This window comes from Terriglobus albidus, from assembly GCF_025685425.1.
Classification (GTDB): Bacteria; Acidobacteriota; Terriglobia; order Terriglobales; family Acidobacteriaceae; genus Terriglobus; species Terriglobus albidus.
On the sequence record NZ_JAGTAS010000015.1, the window covers coordinates 1 to 1,361 of the forward strand.

A 1,361-nucleotide genomic window follows, 5' to 3' on the forward strand; every position below is an offset into this window, starting at 1 on the left:
GACTCCAGAAACACCTACATGGTGAATGGTGGTAACCCGATCGAGAATCTGTATGTTGTCGACGGCGTTGAAATTGCGAACATCAACCACCTCAGCACGAGCAATTCCTCGGGTGGCTTTGTGTCGATGCTGGATACCGACGCGGTCTCGTCGGTCAGCCTGCATAAGGCGCTCTACAGCACAAAGTACAGTGGCGCTCTGTCCTCCGTTCTCAGTGTGAACACCGCTGCGCCGGCTGCGCAGAAACGGCATCTGCAGATGGATATGGGCTATGCCGGCATGGGTGCGATCTTCAGCCATCCGCTGGGGAAGAAAGCTGCATTCCTCACGCAGTATCGCCGCAGCGTGATCAACTACTTTACGGACGACATCGGCATTGGCGGTGCGCCGGTCTACTCCGGAGCACTGGCACGTGTCGATACGCATCCGACTGGAAAGGACACGGTCTTCGGTCTGTATATCGGTGGCAACGACAAGATCGCCCTGCACCCGAATCTGTTGGACAACCAGGATCCCGGTTACGTCAGCACGACGTACACAGGGAATCGCGGGATCTATGCCGCGACGTGGAACCACATTGTCTCCGGCAACACGCTGCTGACAAGCCAGGTGAGCTATGCGTCATCGCACACCACGACCTCGCAGGTGAACGCCATGCAGAACAACGCTCCGGTGTATAGCGATGATCTGAAGGAAGGGCTCAGCAACGGCCGCTTTGAGTGGCTCTCTGACGGGCGCAATTACAAAATGCTTCTGGGGACGACCGTCGGTGTTCGTCAGCTTGACTACAGCATCAACCAGGCGAAAGGTTTCCCCAGCCCCTATAACATCAACCCAATTCCGGTGAATGCGAGCAATATCCAGTTCAACGGAAACCCGATGGACCAGGCAGCCTACGGTCAGTTCACCTGGAAGAAGTTCCGCAAGCTTGAAGCGAACCTCGGTGCTCGCATGCAACGGTTCGGCCTGAGCGGAGCGACAGCCGTTTCACCGCAGGCCAGCGTCATGGTGCAGCTTTCCAAGGGCGTGCGCTTCTTTGGTGGTGTCGCGAACTATAGCCAGCAGGTGCCACTGCCTACCATGCTGGGCATTGCATCGAACCGCACTCTGAAGCCGATCTCTGATGTGCAATACCAGGCAACGGTGGTCTATGAGAATGAGCGCGGAGACCGCCTCAGCCTCGGTGGTTATCACAAGGTGTACTCGATGTATCCAGTATCGGTGGAGCATCCGACGCTCAGCCTGGCCAACATCGTGGACACCTTCGGACAGCCCTTCCTCTATATGCCGATGGTCAGCAAGGGAACTGGTATCTCCAACGGAGTAGAGGCCGAATTCAACTCGAGCTTCAGCCGCAAGTT

The 1,361-nt window shown here is 56.8% G+C and carries 1 protein-coding gene; it reads left to right on the forward strand.

From position 1 onward, the window contains the following. The coding region (locus OHL21_RS00090) for a TonB-dependent receptor (RefSeq protein ID WP_263415211.1) at positions 1-1,361 on the forward strand (1,361 nt) is incomplete at both ends.